The 18,748-nt window shown below is 69.2% G+C and carries 16 protein-coding genes and 1 pseudogene; 7 read left to right on the top strand and 10 right to left on the bottom strand.

The annotated features are described in order from the left end of the window. Window positions 1-127: 127 nt before the first annotated feature. Window positions 128-577: a gamma-glutamylcyclotransferase family protein gene (locus ABZV40_RS30325; protein ID WP_189257656.1), complete on the bottom strand. Its 450-nt coding sequence runs from the start codon at window positions 575-577 to the stop codon at window positions 128-130. 109 nt (window positions 578-686) lie between these two features. Here ABZV40_RS30325 and ABZV40_RS30320 point away from each other — a divergent pair, with 109 nt between their 5' ends. The 4 genes and pseudogenes from ABZV40_RS30320 to ABZV40_RS30305 all read left to right on the top strand — a co-directional run bounded on the left by ABZV40_RS30320 (window position 687) and on the right by ABZV40_RS30305 (window position 4,079). Beyond that, window positions 687-2,090 (top strand): NAD(P)H-quinone dehydrogenase, encoded by a 1,404-nt coding sequence (locus ABZV40_RS30320; RefSeq protein ID WP_355448956.1) that lies wholly within the window; start codon window positions 687-689, stop codon window positions 2,088-2,090. A gap of 337 nt (window positions 2,091-2,427) precedes the next feature. Beyond that, window positions 2,428-2,895 (top strand): sortase, encoded by a 468-nt coding sequence (locus ABZV40_RS30315; RefSeq protein WP_355448953.1) that lies wholly within the window; start codon window positions 2,428-2,430, stop codon window positions 2,893-2,895. A gap of 109 nt (window positions 2,896-3,004) precedes the next feature. After that, window positions 3,005-3,160: pseudogene (locus ABZV40_RS30310) on the top strand (NAD(P)H-quinone dehydrogenase); the annotation flags it as partial. 379 nt (window positions 3,161-3,539) lie between these two features. After that, window positions 3,540-4,079, top strand: a complete 540-nt coding sequence (locus ABZV40_RS30305; RefSeq protein ID WP_355448950.1) for a sortase — start codon at window positions 3,540-3,542, stop codon at window positions 4,077-4,079. 124 nt (window positions 4,080-4,203) lie between these two features. Here ABZV40_RS30305 and glpK read toward each other — a convergent pair whose 3' ends face one another. Together glpK and ABZV40_RS30295 are read right to left on the bottom strand one after the other, a co-directional pair. Next, window positions 4,204-5,712 (bottom strand): glycerol kinase GlpK, encoded by a 1,509-nt coding sequence (glpK, locus tag ABZV40_RS30300; RefSeq protein ID WP_355448947.1) that lies wholly within the window; start codon window positions 5,710-5,712, stop codon window positions 4,204-4,206. Between the two features lie 13 nt (window positions 5,713-5,725). Continuing rightward, window positions 5,726-6,469, bottom strand: a complete 744-nt coding sequence (locus ABZV40_RS30295; protein ID WP_355448944.1) for an MIP/aquaporin family protein — start codon at window positions 6,467-6,469, stop codon at window positions 5,726-5,728. Between the two features lie 284 nt (window positions 6,470-6,753). Here ABZV40_RS30295 and ABZV40_RS30290 point away from each other — a divergent pair, with 284 nt between their 5' ends. Then, a complete protein-coding gene (locus tag ABZV40_RS30290) occupies window positions 6,754-8,463 on the top strand; it encodes a glycerol-3-phosphate dehydrogenase/oxidase (protein ID WP_355449118.1) in 1,710 nt (569 codons plus the stop codon). 89 nt (window positions 8,464-8,552) lie between these two features. Here the strand turns inward: ABZV40_RS30290 and ABZV40_RS30285 are convergent, their stop codons facing one another. Next, window positions 8,553-8,951, bottom strand: coding sequence for a hypothetical protein (locus tag ABZV40_RS30285; protein ID WP_355448941.1), 399 nt, complete (start codon window positions 8,949-8,951; stop codon window positions 8,553-8,555). Between ABZV40_RS30285 and ABZV40_RS30280 the strand changes: the two genes are divergently transcribed. After that, a complete protein-coding gene (locus ABZV40_RS30280; protein ID WP_355448938.1) occupies window positions 8,940-9,116 on the top strand; it encodes a hypothetical protein in 177 nt (58 codons plus the stop codon). The genes ABZV40_RS30285 and ABZV40_RS30280 overlap by 12 nt on opposite strands. Here the strand turns inward: ABZV40_RS30280 and ABZV40_RS30275 are convergent. The 6 genes from ABZV40_RS30275 to ABZV40_RS30250 all read right to left on the bottom strand — a co-directional run bounded on the left by ABZV40_RS30275 (window position 9,089) and on the right by ABZV40_RS30250 (window position 17,006). Continuing rightward, the gene (locus tag ABZV40_RS30275; RefSeq protein ID WP_355448935.1) at window positions 9,089-10,366 is read right to left on the bottom strand and encodes an amidohydrolase; all 1,278 of its coding nucleotides are present in this window, start codon (window positions 10,364-10,366) and stop codon (window positions 9,089-9,091) included. The genes ABZV40_RS30280 and ABZV40_RS30275 overlap by 28 nt on opposite strands. After that, window positions 10,363-11,535 carry a M20 family metallopeptidase gene (locus ABZV40_RS30270; RefSeq protein WP_355448932.1) on the bottom strand — a complete coding sequence of 391 codons (1,173 nt, stop codon included), beginning with the start codon at window positions 11,533-11,535 and terminating at the stop codon, window positions 10,363-10,365. The genes ABZV40_RS30275 and ABZV40_RS30270 overlap by 4 nt, the downstream gene beginning before the upstream one ends. Window positions 11,536-11,733: 198 nt before the next feature. Continuing rightward, a complete protein-coding gene (locus ABZV40_RS30265) occupies window positions 11,734-12,024 on the bottom strand; it encodes a hypothetical protein (RefSeq protein ID WP_355448929.1) in 291 nt (96 codons plus the stop codon). Window positions 12,025-12,080: 56 nt separating this feature from the next. Further along, entirely contained in the window at window positions 12,081-13,073 is a 993-nt protein-coding gene (meaB, locus tag ABZV40_RS30260) for a methylmalonyl Co-A mutase-associated GTPase MeaB (protein WP_355448926.1), read from the bottom strand. Then, entirely contained in the window at window positions 13,066-15,201 is a 2,136-nt protein-coding gene (gene scpA, locus ABZV40_RS30255) for a methylmalonyl-CoA mutase (RefSeq protein WP_355448924.1), read from the bottom strand. Before scpA ends, meaB begins: the two co-directional genes overlap by 8 nt. Then, on the bottom strand, window positions 15,198-17,006 hold the full coding sequence (locus ABZV40_RS30250) for a methylmalonyl-CoA mutase family protein (RefSeq protein ID WP_355448921.1): 1,809 nt from the start codon (window positions 17,004-17,006) through the stop codon (window positions 15,198-15,200). The genes scpA and ABZV40_RS30250 overlap by 4 nt, the downstream gene beginning before the upstream one ends. Before the next feature lie 101 nt (window positions 17,007-17,107). Between ABZV40_RS30250 and ABZV40_RS30245 the strand changes: the two genes are divergently transcribed. Then, window positions 17,108-18,745, top strand: a complete 1,638-nt coding sequence (locus tag ABZV40_RS30245; protein ID WP_355448918.1) for a serine/threonine-protein kinase — start codon at window positions 17,108-17,110, stop codon at window positions 18,743-18,745. Window positions 18,746-18,748 lie beyond the last annotated feature (3 nt).

The raw sequence follows: 18,748 nt of genomic DNA, 5'->3' as shown, positions 1-18,748 counted from the left end.
CCCGGCAACGCTTCCGGCGCGACCCCGCCCGCTCGTCGCGGTCGATGAAGGGCTCCTTCATCGACCACAGGTGGATGAAGGAGCCCTTCATCCACCAGCCGGCGGTCGTGAGCGCGAGCCGGAGAACTCAGGGCCCGATGCCCTGGCAAGGTCGCGTCCGCAGGTCGTTCACGTAGTCATCGGGCGCCCCGGCAGCCTCGGCCGCGTCCGCGACCACCCCGATGTACCGAGCCGACGGCAGCCCGCCCTCGTACGCGTCCAGCACGTACAGCCAGGCCACCACGGACCCCTCCAGGGTCTGCACCCGCAGCCGGATCTTCTTGTAGAGGCCGAGCGCCCCCTCCCAGCGGTCGAGGCGCGACTCGTCGCGGGGCGAGACGTCGTAGAGCACGCAGAACGTCTGCGCGTCGGGATCTTCGACGATCGTCGCGAGCGCGCCCTCCCAGCCGAGATCCTCGCCGCCGAAGGTCAGGCGCCAACCCACGAGCCAGCCGGTCCCCGCGAGCGGGGAGTACGGGGCTCGCTCCATCATCTGGTTCGGATCCATGTTCGACCCGTACGCGGCATAGAGCGGCACGTCCGACAGCGTAGCGACCCGGCGATCAGCTTTCGGTACTGACGACACGGGCGATTCGGCCAACGCGTACGGTTGTGCCGGCCAGCAAGCGCGCAGAAGGGAACTGATCGTGACCCGCATCGTCATCATGGGCGGCGGACCCGCAGGTTACGAGGCAGCCCTGGTCGCGGCGCAACACGGCGCCGACGTGACCGTGGTGGAGAACGACGGCGCCGGTGGCGCGTGCGTCCTGTACGACTGCGTTCCGTCCAAGACCTTCATCGCCTCCGCGGGTGCCCGCAGCGCCTTCCGCAACGCCGGTGAGCTGGGCATTCAGACCAACAACGACCAGGCCGCGGTCGACCTGCCGGTGGTCCACGGACGGGTGAAGGGCCTCGCGCTCGCGCAGTCCGCGGACGTCCGGGCGCGGCTGCAGCGCGAGGGCGTGCGGCTGATCAACGGGCGCGCCAGGTTCGCGGACGGCTCGCGCGGGCTCGCCCAGCACCAGGTCGTCGCCATCGGCGCAGGCGGCGAGGAAGAGACCCTCAACGCCGATGTGGTGCTCATCGCAACGGGCGCCACGCCGCGGGTCCTCGACGGCGCGGAGCCGGACGGCAAGCGGGTCCTCACCTGGCGGCAGATCTACGACCTGCCCGAACTGCCCGAGCACCTCGCGGTCATCGGTTCGGGTGTGACGGGTGTCGAGTTCGCCTCCGCCTACACCGAGATGGGCGTGAAGGTGACCATGGTCTCGTCCAGGGACCGGGTGCTGCCCCACGAGGACGCCGACGCGGCCGCGGTGCTGGAGGACGTGTTCGCCGAGCGCGGCACGGCCGTCGTCAAGCACGCCCGCGCGGACCGGGTCGAGAACACCGGTGACGGTGTGCTGATCCACCTGGAAGACGGTCGCACGATCGAGGCATCCCACGCGCTGATGACGGTCGGTTCGGTGCCGAACACCGCCGACATCGGCCTGGACAAGATCGGCATCGAGCTCGGGCGCGGCGGGTACATCCCGGTCGACCGGGTCAGCCGGACCAACGTCAGCGGCGTCTACGCGGCCGGCGACTGCACCGGTGTGCTGCTGCTCGCGTCCGTGGCCGCCATGCAGGGCCGCATCGCCATGTGGCACGCGCTGGGCGAGGGCGTCAGCCCGATCAAGCTCAAGACCGTCGCCGCGAACGTCTTCACCAACCCCGAGATCGCGAGCGTCGGCATCAGCCAGCAGGCGATCGACTCGGGTGAGGTGCCCGCGCGCACGATCATGCTGCCGCTCGCCACGAACCCGCGGGCCAAGATGGAGGGCCTGCGCCGGGGCTTCGTGAAGCTGTTCTGCCGCCCCGCGACCGGTGTCGTCATCGGCGGTGTGGTGGTCGCGCCGAACGCGAGCGAGTTGATCCTGCCGATCGCGCTGGCCGTGCAGAACCAGCTGACCGTCGAGCACCTCGCCACGACGTTCTCGGTCTACCCTTCGCTGTCGGGCTCCATCACCGAGTCAGGCCGCCAGCTGATGCGGCACGACGATCTCGACTAGGTAACACCGCACTCCCCTGGCAACCGAGACGCCCTGCGGGGCGTGTTCGGGGTGCAAGTCAGATCTGGGGGAGAAACAGAAATGAAGCGTGTTTCCGCAACCGTCGTCGCGCACGGAGCCGCGTTCGCATTCGCACATGCCGCGGGCGCACGGGAGAGCCAGGCCTTCGCGGTCATCGAAACGCCCGGCACCTACTCGCTCGACCAGACCGAGGTGGTGACGTCGTGCTGGTCCAGCGCGGAACCCAGCGGGTCGGCCACGGCGAGGTCGGGGAGTTCGAGCAGTTCGTGGCGAAGGCGAAGGGCGCGCCGCGGACCGGCGGCGGAGGCACGGCCTGATGCAGCGACTCGCCATCGCGGTCGTGGCGGCACTGGCGCTTCTCGGCGCCTGTGCCGCACCACTCGCGGCAGACCCGCAGACGGCGCCCCCGACCGGTTCCACGGCCCAAACGTCCGGTTCCGCGGCGCAACCGGCTGCGGGGTGGTACGAGCTCGCCCGCACGCCCGGCGAGGCCGGTCCGGCGATCCTGCTGGGCCACGTCGACGGGCTGAACAAGCCGGGAATCTTCTTCCGCCTCAAGGAGCTTGTCGCGGGTGACGAGATCGAGGTGCCCAGAAAGGACGGCACCACGGCCAGGTTCCGCGTGCGCAAGACCGAGCAGATCGCCAAGTCCGGCTTCCCCACCGAGGCCGTCTACGGCGACACCGCCGAACCCGAGCTGCGGCTGATCACCTGTGGGGGCAGCTTCGACCGGGCCGCGCACAGCTACCGGGACAACGTCATCGTCTACGCGACGCTGGTCTGAAGAAGAGCTCTCCGCCAGCAACCCATGTCCGAGGGAGAGACATCCATGATCAGGTCACGCCGAAGTTCTCGTCGGAGGCAACGCCTTCGCGACCGAGTCCGAGTTCACCGGCGGTGTGGTGGTCGCGCCGAACGCGAGCGAGCTGATCCTGCCGATCGCGCCGGCCGTGCAGAACCAGCTGACCGCCGAGCACCTCGCCACGACGTTCTCGGTCTATCCTTCGCTGTCGGGCTCCATCACCGAGTCGGGCCGCCGGCTGATGCGACGACGATCTCGACTGGGTAACACCGCACTTGGAGAGAAGAAGATGAAGCGCAAGCACACCACTGGCGCGGCGCGGTGAAACTCGTCCTCGCCGGTGTGCTGCTGGTGGCCTTGGCGCTGACGGGCCGCGCTTCGCCGCAAGCGTCCGAGTTACCGTCGGCCTTGACGGTTTCGGCACCGGCAAAGCCGAGACCAGCACCTTCGCGCTGTCCGAAGAGAACGCCGAAGGACAAGCGACGGTCACCTGCCGCTCACCAGGGACCGCACCAGGCCCGCCGGACGACGCCCCGCAAGCCGGCGGCGGCCCGGCATGATCGAAGAAGTGCCTCGGATCTCATCTGGTCGAGCAACGAACGCACCAGATGTGCGTCAATGGCTTCGTGGGGACTCGTGTCTTGATCGCGGTGCTGACCGCGGCGCTGGCCACCGCCGCCTGTGCGCAGGCGCCGGCACCGAAGCCGTCGGCGGCGACGAGCGATGCCGCTGCGCCGCCGGTGGTCTCGCCGCTCGGCGACTCCGACCCGATGGAACTGCGGATCGAGCGCATCGGCGTGCGGTCGTCGCTGGTCCAGCTCGGCCTCGACGCTCAGGGCCTGGTCCAGCTGCCGCCGGTCAACGAGGGCATGCAGGCCGGGTGGCACCAGACGCACCCGAAGCAGTGGATCATCGTCGGCCGGATCGAGAGCAACAAGGCCAGAGGCGTCTTCTACCGCCTGAACGACCTGCAGCAGGGCGACACCCTCGAAGTGTCCAAGAAGGACGGTTCGGTCGCCCGCTTCACCGTCTCGCGCAGCGAGAGGATCATCCGCGACAACTTCTTCGCCGAGGCGGTCGCGCGGGACCCGGACGAGCAGGGGCTGCGGCTGATCACGTGCGGCACTCCCGACAACGTGATCGTGCACGCCGCTGCCTCGTCCTGATTCGGCGAAGCCCAATCAGGACGAGGCAGCGGCAGGCTTCCCGAGGAGTCGACACAGCCCCGGCCCACGTCGATGAACGGCGCATTCGTTCACCTCAGGTGGACAAATGCGCCGTTCATGAACATCAGTCCTGCACCCAGTCGAAGGTCTTCGTGACGGCCTTCTTCCAGTTCGCGTACTCGGACCTGCGGCGCTCCTCGTCCATCTGCGGCTCCCACCTCTTGTCCTGCGCCCAGTTCTCGCGGATGTCGTCCTCGGTCTTCCAGAACCCGACCGCGAGACCGGCCGCGTAGGCCGCACCCAGCGCGGTCGTCTCGGCGACGACCGGCCGGATCACCGGCACGCCGAGGATGTCCGCCTGGAACTGCATCAGCAGCTCGTTCACGACCATGCCGCCGTCGACCTTCAACGCCTTCAGGTCGACGCCCGAGTCGGCGTTCATGGCGTCGAGCACCTCCCGCGTCTGGAAGGCGGTGGCCTCCAGCACGGCCCGCGCGAGGTGCCCCTTGTTGACGAACCGGGTCAGGCCGACGATCGCGCCACGGGCGTCGGAACGCCAGTACGGTGCGAACAAGCCGGAGAACGCGGGCACGAAGTACGCGCCACCGTTGTCCTCCACGGATCGCGCGTGCTCCTCGACCTCGGCCGCGGAGCCGATCATGCCGAGGTTGTCGCGCAGCCACTGCACCAGCGAGCCGGTGACGGCGATCGAGCCCTCCAGCGCGTACACGGGAGCCGCGTCACCGATCTTGTAGCAGACGGTGGTGAGCAACCCGTTCTCGCTCATCACCTTCTCGGTACCGGTGTTGAGCAGCATGAAGTTGCCGGTGCCGTAGGTGTTCTTGGCCTCGCCCGGCGAGAGGCAGGCCTGGCCGAACGTCGCCGCCTGCTGGTCGCCGAGGATGCCCGCGATCGGCACCCCGGCCAGCGCGCCGCGTTCGCGCACCTGGCCGTAGACCTCCGACGAGGAACGGATCTCCGGCAGCATCGACATCGGAATGCCCATGTCGGCGGCGATCGACGAGTCCCACTGCAGCGTGTCGAGGTCCATGAGCATGGTGCGCGAGGCGTTCGTCGGGTCGGTGACGTGCACGCCGCCGTCAACCCCGCCCGTCATGTTCCACAGCACCCACGTGTCCATGTTGCCGAACAGCAGGTCGCCGGCTTCGGCGCGTTCGCGCGCACCTTCGACGTTGTCGAGGATCCAGCGGATCTTGGGACCGGAGAAGTAGGTCGCGAGCGGCAGGCCGACCTTGGCCCGGTAGCGCTCCTGCCCACCGCCCAGAGCACCCAGCTCGGCGACGATCTTGTCGGTCCTGGTGTCCTGCCAGACGATGGCGTTGTAGACGGGTTCGCCGGTGTTGCGGTCCCACACGACCGCGGTCTCGCGCTGGTTGGTGATGCCGACGGCGGCGATGTCCGAAGTGGTCAGATCGGCCTTGGCGAGCGCGCCCGCGGCGACCTGGCGGGTGTTCTGCCAGACCTCCATCGGGTCGTGCTCGACCCAGCCCGCCTTCGGGAAGATCTGCTCGTGCTCCTTCTGGTCGACCGACACCACCCGACCCGAGTGGTCGAAGATCATGCAACGGGTCGACGTGGTGCCCTGGTCGATCGCGGCCACGTACTGGGTCATTCGAGAAGTCCTTTCAGACCGGGAGAACCAGGTAGAGCAGCGCGGCGAGCGCGCCACCCACGAGGGGGCCGACGACGGGGACCCACGAGTAGGCCCAGTTGGCGTTGCCCTTGTTGCGGATCGGCATGAGGAACGCGTAGGCGATGCGCGGGCCGAGGTCGCGCGCCGGGTTGATGGCGTAGCCCGTCGGGCCACCGAGCGAGGTACCGATCACCAGCACGACGAACGCGACACCCGCGTAGCCGAGCGCCGAGTTGCCGAACTGCGGGATCCCGTCGGTCGCCACCTTCGCGCCCGGCGACAGCAGGATCCACGCGACGAGCACGAACGTGCCGATGATCTCGGACACCAGGTTCCACGGCACGTTCGGCACGGTCGGCCCGGTGGAGAAGATGCCGAGCGTGTTCTGCGGCTCGTCGTGCGTGTCGAACTGCAGCTTGTACGTCGCCCAGCAGAGCATCGCGCCGAGGATCGCACCGACCATCTGTCCGAGGACGTAGACGGGAACGTCGCGCCACGGCGTCTTGTCCGCGATGGCGAGGCCCAGCGTCACCGCCGGGTTGAGGTGCGCCCCGCTCGGGTTCGCGATGCTCGCGCCGGTGAAGACGGCGAAGGCCCAGCCGACGTTGACGAACAGGAAGCCGGTGCTGTTGCCGAGCGTGTTCTTGAGCACCTGGTTCGCGACGACACCGGTGCCCAGGAGGATGAGGACCGCGGTCCCCAGCACCTCCCAGACGAAGATCGAGCCTGCACTCATCGTCGACCTCCTGCAGTCTGCGGCAAGGAGGGAGCGCAAACCCGGAGGTCAGGCCGCGCCGCCCGCCCACAACGTGCTCGGACGCTATTACCGTGCTGATCAGTTGTCTACGCCAAGTGCCCCTGGTCGGGCCATTTTCAGGCCGTTGGCAACTGGTCTTCGCGCCCGTGGGCGAACACCCGTTGCTGCAGGTAACGTGATCCGCGAGTCGTCACAGGGAGGCGTCTGTCGTGGCCACGCGCAAGAACGCAGCTGCAGCACCGCAAACCCCCGCCGCCCCGCCGATCACCGGCAGGCTGGGCCCCGCCGAGCGCGAGGAGTCGTGGCAGCGGCTCGGGGCCGAGACGTTCGACCTCGTGGTGATCGGCGGTGGTGTGGTCGGTGTCGGCGCGGCACTCGACGCCGCGACGCGCGGCCTGCGGGTGGCGCTCGTCGAGGCCCGCGACCTGGCGTCGGGCACGTCCAGCCGGTCCTCCAAGCTCTTCCACGGCGGCCTGCGGTACCTGGAGCAGCTCGAGTTCGGTCTGGTCCGCGAGGCGCTGCGCGAACGCGAGCTGATGCTGACGCGCATCGCGCCGCACCTGGTGAAGCCGGTGAGCTTCCTCTACCCGCTGTCGAACCGCCTGTGGGAACGGCCGTACACGGCGGCCGGTCTGTTCCTCTACGACACGATGGGCGGCGCCCGGTCCGTGCCGGGCCAGAAGCACCTCACCCGCGCGGGCGCGCTCCGGCTGGTTCCGGCGCTGAAGCGCGACGCGTTGATCGGCGGCATCCGTTACTACGACGCACAAGCCGACGACGCACGGCACACGATGATGGTCGGCCGCACCGCCGCGCACTACGGCGCCGTCGTGCGCACCTCGACCCAGGTGGTCGGGTTCCTGCGCGAGGCAGACCGCGTCTCGGGTGTGCGCGTGCGGGACGTCGAGGACGGTCGCGAGGTCGACGTCCGGGCACACGCCGTGATCAACGCGACGGGTGTGTGGACGGACGAGCTGCAGCGGCTCTCCGGTTCGCGCGGCCGCTTCCGGGTGCGAGCGTCGAAGGGCGTGCACATCGTCGTTCCGCGCGACCGGATCGTCGCCGAGTCCGGGATGATCCTGCGCACCGAGAAGTCCGTGCTGTTCGTGATCCCGTGGCGCAACCACTGGATCGTCGGCACCACCGACACCGACTGGAACCTCGACCTGGCGCACCCGGCGGCGACCAAGCACGACATCGACTACATCCTCGAACACGTCAACTCGGTGCTCGCGACCCCGTTGACGCACGACGACATCGAGGGCGTGTACGCGGGTTTGCGGCCGTTGCTGGCAGGCGAGTCCGATTCGACCTCGAAGCTTTCGCGGGAACACGCGGTCGCCAGGGTCGCTCCCGGACTGGTCGCGATCGCGGGCGGCAAGTACACGACGTACCGGGTGATGGGCGCGGACGCGGTCGACGCGGCGCACGTGGACCTGCCCGGCCGGATCCAGCCGTCCATCACGGACAAGGTGCCGCTGGTCGGCGCCGACGGCTATCACGCGCTGGTGAACCAGGCGGACCAGCTGGCGGCCAAGCACGGCCTGCACCCGTACCGCGTCCGGCACCTGCTGGACCGCTACGGCTCGTTGGTGCACGAGGTGCTGTCGCTGGCCGCGGACAACCCGGAGCTGCTCAAGCCCATTCCAGCGTCGCCGGACTACTTGCAGGTCGAAGCCGTGTACGCGGCGTCGCACGAGGGCGCGCTGCACCTGGAGGACGTGCTGACCCGCCGCACCCGCATCTCCATCGAGTACGCCCACCGCGGCGTCGAGTCGGCGGAGGCGGTGGCGCGGCTGATCGCGCCGGTGCTGGGCTGGGACGACGACGCGATCAAGCGCGAGGTCGAGATCTACAACGCGCGGGTCGACGCCGAACGCGCGTCCCAGACCAAGCCGGACGACCAGGCGGCCGACGCCGTTCGTGCCGCGGCACCGGAAGCGCGGGCCCAGTTGGTCGAACCGGTGAGCTGACTTCGAGCACGGTGTCGCGTCCGGCGACCAGTTACCCGACGACGTCCTGCTGAGCGTGGATCACCTCGCCAACGTTCCGAGACGCGCCACTAGTCCGGCGGTGTGAACACGACCACGTGCGGCTCGTCACGGTGGAGCCTGAAGAACCGCCAGAGCTCCGTCCGCACCGAAGAGGTCAGTCTGAGCACCTCGATCCGGAAGCCGTACGAGAGCGAAATGGTCAGGTCGGCCCATGCGGTGACGTCGACAGATGTCACCGCGACCCGTCCGTCGGCCAGGAGCTCGTTCAGCCGTGCGACCCGGACGTCGAACCTGTTGGCGCCTTGCACGTCCCAGTCGAAGTCACCTTCGCCGGTCCAGCCCGGCCTCGGGCGGAACATGTCGGACGACCCGACGACGTACTGGTCGCCCTGCAACACCCGCCACGGGCACTGCACGTGCAGCGCGTACTCGGTGACCTCGCGCGGTTGGCCTCGGTGGTCGACCACCTCGCGAAAAGCGCCGAAGTGCAGGCAGCCCATGTCGCAGTTCCGCACGACGTCGAGCCACGGTTCGCCGACCAGTTGCTGCGCCGCAAGGCGCGCTGCCTCGATCTCGGACAGCGCGCCTTCGGTCGAATCGGTGCTCAGGCCAGCGCTGCCAGGGCCGTGTGAACCATCACGCGGACACCCACGAGAAGCGCGCGCTCGTCCAGGTCGAACGTCGGCTGGTGCAGGTCGCGCTGCTTCTCCTGGCCGTTCCACACGCCGAGGCGCGCGAACGAGCCGGGGACGTGCTCCAGGTACCAGCCGAAGTCCTCACCACCGGACGACTGCTCGGTGCCCGCGAGCGCGTCGTCGCCCAGCGCGGCCTCGATGCCGGCGCGCAGGATCTGGGTCGACTCGCGCTCGTTGACCACCGGCGGCACGCCGCGGCGGTGGTGCAGGTCGAAACCGACGCCGGTCGGGGCCAGCAGGCCGGTGACCAGGTCCTTGACCAGCGGTTCGAGCTCGGCCCAGATGTCGCGGTCGCCGGTGCGCAGCGTGCCGCGCAGCAGACCGTCCTGCGGGACGGCGTTGGGCGCCTCACCCGCGTGGACGGCACCCCACACCAGGACGGTGCCGGAGCGGGGGTCGACGCGGCGGGAGAGCATCGTCGGCAGGCCGGTGATGACCGTGCCGAGCGCGTGCACGAGGTCCGCGGTCAGGTGCGGGCGCGAGGTGTGGCCGCCCGGCGAGTTCAGCCGCAGCTCCAGCAGGTCCGAGGCGGAGGTGATGGCGCCGATCCGGGTGCCGATGCGACCGACCTGCAGGCGCGGGTCGCAGTGCAGGCCGAAGATCCGCTCCACGCCGTCGAGGCCACCGGCCGCGAGCACGTCGAGCGCGCCGCCGGGCATGACCTCCTCGGCAGGCTGGAAGACCAGGCGGACGCGGCCGGGCAGCTCGGTCGCCGACGCGAGCGCGAGAGCCGCGCCGAGCAGGACCGTCGTGTGGGCGTCGTGACCGCACGCGTGCGACACACCGTCCACAGTGGACGAGAACGGCAGGCCGGTGTTCTCGTGCAGCGGCAACGCGTCCATGTCCGCGCGGAGGGCCACGCAGCGAGGACCGTTGCCGATGTCGCAGATCAGGCCCGTGCCGCCGGGCAGCACGCGGGGCTTGAGGCCGACCTCGCGCAGCAGTTTGGCCACGAGCTCGGTCGTGTTGTACTCGCGCCGGGACAGCTCCGGGTTCGCGTGGATGTGGCGGCGCCAGGCGACGACGTCGGAGGCGTGCGCCTTCAGCCAGTCGTCGAGCCAGGCGGGGCCGCGGCCCTCTCCCAGATCATCCACAGGTGACATGCTCACCCCGGTGGGGTCGACGAGCATCTCGGTGGACGTCTGCACGGAGGAAGAGCCGGAAGGACGTGAGTCCAGAACCGTCATGCCGCACCTCCGCGGGCCAGCAGCCGTGCGCGCTGCTGGGAATCGGTGGCTGTCGCGATCGTCGTCCAGGCCATGGCAAGTGCTCCGTCGAGGAGCGCACGGTCGGCCGACGCCGAGGCACAGGCGGTCGCGAACTCTAGTTGGTGGTTCACCGCGTCTCCGCAGTCGATGGCGATGGTCGGGTGGATGGCGGGCAACACTCTTGTGACGTTGCCCATGTCGGTGCTCCCGATCTTCTCCCGCTGTTCCTGATCGGGTGAGAGCGGTCGTCGTCCCAGCTCAGTGGCCGCACGCCGGTAGGCGTCCGCGAGCCACGGGTCAGGAGTCAGCTCGGCGTAGATCGGTGAGACCTGCACGACCTCATGGGTGCAGCCGGTCGCGAGCGCGCCGGCTCGGAAACAGTCCCGGATCCGGTTCTCCAGGCGCTGCAACGATTCCAGGTTCTCCGCCCTCACATCGAACATCGCCGAGGCGCGGGCGGGTATTACGTTCGGCACGGTGCCGCCGTTGGTGACGATCCCCGTCACCATCTGGCCGGGCTCCAGGTGCTGCCGCAGCAGGCTGATCGAGATCTGCGCGACCGTCACCGCGTCCGCGGCGTTGATGCCGAGGTGCGGGGCGGCGGCCGCGTGCGACGGCTTGCCCGTGTAGTGCACTTCGAGGTCGGTGATGGCGAGCGACTTCGCGGCGCACGACTCGTACGGCGCGGGGTGCACCATCATCGAGAACGAGACATCGTCGAACACGCCCCGTTCGAGCAGGAGCACCTTGCCGCCGCCGACCTCTTCCGCCGGAGTGCCGATCACCTTCACGGTGATACCCAGTCGGTCTGCGATGTCACGCAGAGCGAGTGCGGTACCGACCGAAGCGGCGGCGATGACGTTGTGCCCGCACGCGTGTCCGACCTCGGGCAACGCGTCGTACTCGGCGCAAAGTCCCAGCACCAGCTCGCCGTCGCCGTAGGTGGCGACGAACGCCGTGTCGAGGTCGGCCACCCCGCGGTCGATCTTGAAACCCTCGCGGGCCAGCAGGGAGGTGATCTTCTCGACGCTGCGGTGCTCCTGAAACGCCAGCTCAGGCTCGGCGTGCAGGGAGTGCGAGAGGTCCAGCAGCGCGTCGGAGTACCGCTCGACGGTCGAGCGTGTGCTGATCTTCAAGTCGGTACTCATTTGCTCACCATCCTGCATCACCACCTGTGAGGCGCGGTGCGCTGATGATGATCAACCGGCTGGCCGGTCGCAGCGCTGCGCCGAGCGGCGAGCGAGTTATCGGTCTGACCGATCAACGATGACGCAAATGGTCGGCAAGCACGCTTAATTTTGACTATTACGTCCCACCACGTGGGACACGTCGTCCAGTGTTAACGACTAGCCCTTCTTGGCCGCCCGCTCCTTGCGCCACTTCGCCCACCGCTTCTTGTTGCGGTAGTAGACCAGCACGAACAGGACCAGCGCGATCCCGCCGATCCACAGCTTGCGCTTGGTCTCCTGGCGTACTTCAGGCGCCGGTTCCTGCGGCGCGTTCACGCTCGGACCCGGATTCACCGTCTGCGCAGCTGCCGCCACCGGCGCGTTCGGCGCCTCTTGCGCGGACGCCACCCCGGCGATCCCGAGAACGCTCATCAGCGCGAACACGCAGGCCAGCAGCAACCTCGACATGGCCTGAACTCTACCTCGAATACCACGATCGAAGGTCACCCAAACTAGTTACAGCGCTACCGAGCGTCCGATTGAAACGCCTGCAAAAGCTGCTCCGCGGCCAGCGTCGCGGTCAGCTCTCCCGACCTGACCTTCTCCTCCAGGGAGGGCGCGAGCGCGCGCACCTTCGTGCTTTCCCGCACCTGCCGCCACAGTTCGTCGTGGACCATCATCCAAGTCCACTCGACCTGCTGACGCCGACGGCGTTCGTCCAGTTCACCGGCGTCCCTCAAAGTGGACTGGTGTTCCAGCACGCGGGACCACAGCTCTTCCAGCCCGGCCCCGGTGAGTCCGGAACACGTCAGCACCGGCGGGTGCCACAACGCGTCCGGCGGACGGAGCAGTCTGAGGGCTCCGGCCAGCTCCCGCGCGGCCTTGCGGGCGTCCAGCTCGTGCTCGCCGTCGGCCTTGTTGACCGCGATCACGTCCGCGAGCTCCAGGATGCCCTTCTTGATGCCCTGCAGCTGGTCGCCGGTGCGCGCCAGGGTCAGGAACAGCGAGCAGTCCGTCATGTTCGCGACGGCCACCTCCGACTGCCCGACGCCGACCGTCTCGACCAGCACCACGTCGAACCCGGCCGCCTCGACCAGCACGATCGTCTCGCGGGTGGCCTGCGCGACGCCGCCGAGCGTGCCGGACGTCGGCGAGGGCCTGATGAACGCCTCCTGGTTGACCGACAGCCGGGCCATGCGCGTCTTGTCGCCCAGGATGCTGCCGCCGGTGCGGGTGGACGACGGGTCGACGGCGAGCACCGCCACCCGGTGGCCCTTCTCGGTGAGCATGGTGCCCAGCGCGTCGATGAACGTCGACTTGCCCACGCCGGGAACGCCGGTGATGCCGACCCGGATGGCGTTGCCCGACTTGGGCAGCAGCTCGATCAGCAGCTCCTGCGCCTTCGCGCGGTGGTCCGCTCGCGTGGACTCGACGAGCGTGATCGCCCTCGCCAGGACGCCTCGATTGCCTTCGAGGACGCCTTCGGTGAGCTCGGCGACGTCGATCACCCTACCCATGGTGCCCGAGCTGGCCTGCGAGTTTCACCAGAAGGTCCTTGGCCGCGTCCGCGATCACCGTGCCGGGCGGGAAGATCGCCGAAGCGCCCGCCGCGTACAGCTCGTCGAAGTCCTGCGGCGGGATCACGCCACCGACGACGATCATGATGTCCGCGCGGTCGAGCTTGGCGAGCTCCTCCCTGAGCGCGGGCACGAGCGTGAGGTGACCCGCGGCCAGCGACGACACGCCGACGATGTGCACGTCGGCCTCGACGGCCTGGCGCGCGACCTCCTCCGGCGTCTGGAACAGCGGGCCGACGTCGACGTCGAAGCCGAGGTCCGCGAACGCCGTCGCGATCACCTTCTGGCCGCGGTCGTGCCCGTCCTGCCCCATCTTGGCGACCAGGATGCGCGGACGGCGTCCCTCTTCCTCCGCGAACGCCTCGACGACCTCGCGGCAGGCGTCCACGTTGGACACTTGGCCGACCTCCTGGCGGTAGACACCGGTGATGGTGCGGATCTGCGCGCTGTGCCGGCCCCACACCTTGCCGAGCGACTCGGAGATCTCACCGACGGTCGCCTTGACGCGGGCGGCGTTGATCGCCAGCTCCAGCAGGTTGCCGCCGCCGGTCGCGGCGTTGGTCAGCTGCTGGAGTGCACTGTCCACAGCGGACTGGTCGCGCTCCTCCCTGAGCCTGCGGAGCTTTTCGAGCTGCTGTGCGCGCACGCCGGCGTTGTCGACCTTGAGGACCTCGATCTGCTCGTCGTTGGCCACCAGGTACTTGTTGACGCCGATGACGGGCTGCCGACCGGAGTCGATGCGCGCCTGCGTGCGAGCGGCGGCCTCCTCGATGCGCAGCTTGGGGATGCCCTCGTCGATCGCGCGGGCCATGCCGCCCGCCTTCTCGACCTCGGTGATGTGCTCCCAGGCCTTCTTCGCGAGCTCGTTGGTGAGGCGCTCGACGTACGCGCTGCCGCCCCACGGGTCGATGACACGCGTGGTGCCGGACTCCTGCTGCAGCAGCAGCTGGGTGTTCCGGGCGATGCGCGCGGAGAAGTCGGTGGGCAGCGCGAGCGCCTCGTCGAGCGCGTTGGTGTGCAACGACTGCGTGTGGCCCTGCGTCGCCGCCATCGCCTCGACGCACGTGCGCGCGACGTTGTTGAACACGTCCTGCGCGGTGAGCGACCACCCGCTCGTCTGGCAGTGGGTGCGCAGGCTGAGGGACTTCGCGGACTTCGGTTCGAACGTCTGCACGAGCTTCGCCCAGAGCAGGCGCGCGGCCCGCATCTTGGCGATCTCCATGAAGAAGTTCATGCCGATCGCCCAGAAGAAGCTGAGCCGCGGCGCGAACGCGTCCACGTCCAGGCCTGCCGCCTTGCCCGCGCGGATGTACTCGACGCCGTCCGCGAGCGTGTAGGCCAGCTCCAGGTCAGCCGTCGCCCCGGCCTCCTGCATGTGGTAGCCGGAGATCGAGATGGAGTTGAACTTCGGCATGTGCTGGGAGGTGAAGCTGAAGATGTCGGAGATGATCCGCATCGACGGCTGCGGCGGGTAGATGTAGGTGTTGCGGACCATGAACTCCTTGAGGATGTCGTTCTGGATGGTCCCCATGAGCTGCTCCGGCTTCACCCCCTGCTCCTCCGCCGCCACGACGAACAGGGCGAGGATCGGCAGCACCGCGCCGTTCATCGTCATCGACACGGACATCTTGTCCAGCGGGATGCCGTCGAACAGCGTGCGCATGTCGTAGATCGAGTCGATCGCCACGCCCGCCATGCCGACGTCACCGGCCACGCGCGGGTGGTCCGAGTCGTAGCCGCGGTGGGTGGCGAGGTCGAAGGCGACGCTCAGCCCCTTCTGACCGGCCGCGAGGTTGCGGCGGTAGAAGGCGTTCGACTCCTCGGCCGTCGAGAAGCCCGCGTACTGCCGGATCGTCCACGGCTGGTTGACGTACATCGTCGGGTACGGGCCCCGGAGGAACGGCGCGATGCCGGGGTAGGTCCGCAGGAAGTCCAGTCCGTCCACATCGGACGGTCCATACACCGGCTTGACCGCGATGCCCTCCGGCGTCTCCCACACCGGCAGGTCGGCCTCGTACTTCGCCGACGGGAGCGGGCCGAGGTCGATGTCCGCGAAGTTGGGGATCATCGCTCCACTCCCAGGAGGTCGAAGGTGTCGTTGAGGATTTCCAGCGCGGGGCAGCCCAGGTACACGAAGCCGTCCACGTTCGCATCGGTCTTCCCGCCCGCCAGGAGTACCCGTTCTGCGCCCGCTTTGCGCAGGGCTTCTTCCGTCGGAACGGCCTGGTCGGCGTAGCTGGTGTCGCTGCCGCAGATGACCGCGATCCTGGCTCCGGACGCCTTGAACTTCTCGACCACGTCCTCCGCGGACTTGGTCGGGCCCGCGTTCGGGGTGGCGAAACCGCCGGCGTTGAAGAGGTTGGCGGCGAAGGTGGCGCGGGCGGTGTGGGCCGCGACCGGGCCGAGGGTGGCGAGGAAGACCTGCGGCCGTTCGGGCTGTGCGTCGGCGAGGTCGCGCAGCTCCTCGAAGGCCTGGGCGTACCGGACCCGCGGCAGGCCGAAACTGTCAGACCCGCTTGGGAGGATTGGGATGGGGGGTGCATCCCCCCTGGGGGCCTGCGAATCCGAATCGATTCCGGAGGCGTGCCCGGCAGCGACAGGCCCGGCAGCGGCAGGCTCCCGGACCAGGGGTTCGCGGACGACCGGCTTCTCGGCCAGGTTCGGGAACTCGCTGACGCCCGTGATCGGGTCGCTCCGGTCGGCGAGCCGAGCCGAGCGCGCAGCCCACGTCGCCGCGATCCGGGAGGCGACCAGCTCCCGCGCGGCGAAGAACCCACCGGCGCGTTCGATCTCCTGGAACCACGACCACGCGGCAGCGGCCAGCTCGTCGGTCAGCTTCTCCACGTACCAGGACCCGGCCGCGGGGTCGATCACCTCGCCGAGGTGCGACTCCTCCAGCAGCAGGTTCTGCGTGTTGCGCGCGATCCGGCGGGCGAACTCGTCCGGCAGGCCGATCGCCGCGTCGAACGGCTGCACCGTCACCGAGTCGGCGCCACCGAGGCCGGCGGCCAGCGTCGCCACCGTGGTGCGCAGCATGTTCACCCACGGGTCGCGGCGGGTCATCATCGCGCTGGACGTCACCGCGTGCTGCACCTGCGGCACGTCCGCACCGGACACCTCGGCGACCCGCGCCCACAGCCGGCGCGCGGCGCGCAGCTTGGCGATGGTCATGAACTGGTCGGCGGTCGCGGCGTAGCGGAACTCCAGCTGCGCGAACGCCTGCGCGATCCCGAGCCCGGCATCGGTCAGCGCCCGCAGGTGCGAGACGGCCAGGGCGATCGAGGCGCCGAGCTCCTCGGAGTCCGAACCGCCCGCGTCGTGGAACGGCAGCGCGTCGACGACGACGGTCCGCAGGTTCGGGAACTGCTCGCTGGCCCGCCTGATGACGTCGAGAGCATCACCGGAAGGGGTGAGGGCGAGGTTGCCGCGCACCTCGTCGGCCAGCAGCGGCGCCTGGTCGTAGATCCGCAGCATCGTGCGCGCGGCCTCGACGTCCCCGTCGAGCACGATCGGTGCGAGGTCGAGGTAGACGCCGTCGAGCAACCGTTCCAGCGAGGACGCCGGGACCGCGAGCCACAGGGACGTGACGCCGCCCTCCAGGTCGTTCATCAGCGCGACCGGGTCGGGCACGGAGTGGCGCTGGCGAACGTCCCAGCCCTGCTTGACGGGCGCGAGCGCGTACGGCACCGGCAGCGCGTCGTCGAGGGTGTACAGCGGCTGCAGCTCGATGCCGTCGTACGTCTTCGTGATCAGCGACTCGAAGCTCGCGCCGGTCTTGCTCAGGACGGCGTCGACCATCTCGCGCCACTGTTCCCGCGTCGCTGCGGGGAACTCGTTCGGGCGGAATTCGGCGGGCAAGGCCAACTCCATCATGCGTTGCAGTGTTACCGACCAGTACCGGCACGGCTATGTGAGGTTCACCGCCGTTAACGATGCAGTGGGGCTCGCTTCAGTGTGTCAGGAAGAATCGGAGCGTGGACGAAGGTGACCTGAAGCGCCTGATCGCGGACCGGTACCGCCTGCTGCACGTGCTGGGTCAGGGCTCGATGGGCACTGTGTGGGCCGCGCACGACGAGGTGCTGGGCAGGCAGGTCGCCGTGAAGGGCATCCTGCACACCCCCGGCATGCCCGATGGCGCCGCCGACGAACTGCGGGAACGGACGATGCGCGAGGCACGGGCCATCGCCGCGCTCTCCCACCCGAACCTCGTGACGCTCTACGACGTCGTCCAGCACGACGGCGACCCGTACGTGGTGATGGAGCTGGTGCCGTCGCGCAGCCTGGGCGAGGTGCTGCAGGAGCAGGGCTGCCTCACCGAGAAGCAGGGCGCGGCGGTGCTGGACGCGGTCGCGGCGGCGCTGGCGGCGGCGCACCGGGCCGGGATCACGCACCGGGACGTGAAGCCGGGCAACGTGCTGATCGCCGACGACGGGCGGGTGAAGCTCACGGACTTCGGCATCGCGCGCAACGTCGCCGAGGCCACCATGACCGCGCGCGGCATCACGCTCGGCACGCCCGCCTACATCGCGCCCGAGGTCGCCCAGGGCGGTGACGTTTCCGAGGCGGCCGACCGGTGGTCGCTGGGCGCGACGATGTGGTCCGCGATGGCCGGTGAGCCGCCGTACGTGGGCAAGAACGTCATGCAGACGATCAACGCCGTGATCAACGGCGAGGTGCCGGTGCCCGCGGGCGCCGGGCGACTCGCGCCCGTGATCAGCGGGTTGATGCAGAAGGAGCCGTCGGAACGCATGTCGCTGGTCGACGTGCGGCGGAAGGTCTACCAGCTGCTGCCCGAGCCCGGCACCGACGCGTTCGAGGTGCGCGAGGCAGTGCCGCTGCCCGTGGTCGTGCGGCCGAAGCCGAAGATCGAACCGGACGCGCCGCTGGCCGAGGATCCGGGACCGCTGCCGTTCATGATCACCAAGCCGATCGCGCCGCAGCGTCGGCGAGGTCCGGTTGCCACGGTGTTTCTGCTGGTCGCGGCACTGTTGCTGTTCGTGGCGGGGTCGGGTGGCGGATTCGCTCTGATCCGGCTGGCGGCCGGGGCGTCGGTGCTGCCACCCACGCAGCAGACGGTGCAGACGCTGCCGACCCTGCCCACGTCCGCGACGCTGGAGCCGCGCACCGCGTCCGCCGTGACGGCGATCGGCGACCAGGGCGGGAAGTTCAAGCTGAACGTCGAGGCGAGCTGGTCGACCTACGCCGAGCAACGCGCGGCCGACAAGCTGATGCCCGCGTCCTCGGTCGTGCACTTCGTGTCGGACACCGGTGCGTACGAGGTCACGGTGCAGCGGTTCCCCGACTTCTACCCGAAGCGGTCCATCGGCGCCTACACGGCCAGCGTCCAGGCGCGGTGGCCGAACCGGTTCTTCGGCGGCGACAAGGTGCTGACGCCGAACCTCGCGGGGCCGCGCACCGAGGACAGCATCCAGTTCATCTACAAGACGGTGGAGGGTGACGAAGCCAACGCGCTGAGGAGGTCGCACTTCTCCCGCGTGCTGCCGTTCGGCAACGACCTGTGGGTGGTGGAAGTGGTGGTGCCCACAGAGCAGGAGGACGAGGCACGCGTGCGGCTGTTCGACGCGATCGCCTCCACGTTCGCCCCGGTTTAAGCT

Source organism: Lentzea sp. NPDC004782 (assembly GCF_040609115.1).
In the GTDB taxonomy this organism is placed as follows: domain Bacteria; phylum Actinomycetota; class Actinomycetes; order Mycobacteriales; family Pseudonocardiaceae; genus Lentzea.
The sequence above is the reverse complement of the archived record's forward strand: the minus strand, read 5'-3'. Positions and strand labels throughout refer to the sequence as shown.